The sequence below is a fragment of the Micromonospora sp. BS32 genome (assembly GCF_059089345.1).
In genome coordinates, this window is sequence record NZ_JBSSHR010000110.1 from 1 (window position 1) to 454 (window position 454).

A 454-nucleotide genomic window follows, 5' to 3' on the forward strand; every position below is an offset into this window, starting at 1 on the left:
TCTACGGAGTGACCGAGCGTGCGCAGGTGGACGAGTTGGTCGCGGACGCCCGCAACAGCAAGGGGTCGAGCTGGTGGGCGAAGTACCACGAGGTGCTGTCCCCGTCGTTCGGCCAGTATCTGGGCCTGGAAGGCGCTGCGGACCAGGTGTCCGTCTACCACCCGGTCGTCGTGCCGGGGCACTTGCAGACCGGTGGCTACGCCGAGGCGCTTCTCGAGCCGCGAGTCGAGCCGGCACGGGCGGTGCGGGTCGCGGCACTGCGCAAGGAGCGCCAGGCGCACATGCTCGACGGGACGGCGAACCTCTCCTTCGTGATCGACGAGGCCGCGCTGCGCCGCCGGATCGGCAGCCCAGAGGTGATGCGCGGGCAGTTGGACCACCTGTTGGAGGTGGCCGGGCATCCGCGCGTGGACCTCGGCGTTCTGCCCCTGGACTTCGGCGCGCACTACAGCAC

General features: G+C 70.3%; 1 protein-coding gene. It reads left to right on the forward strand.

The genetic code is table 11. The features are described from left to right. Positions 1-26: 26 nt before the first annotated feature. Positions 27-454 (forward strand): DUF5753 domain-containing protein (locus AC5RWQ_RS30495; RefSeq protein WP_494286047.1); only part of this gene is annotated, 428 nt, incomplete at its 3' end.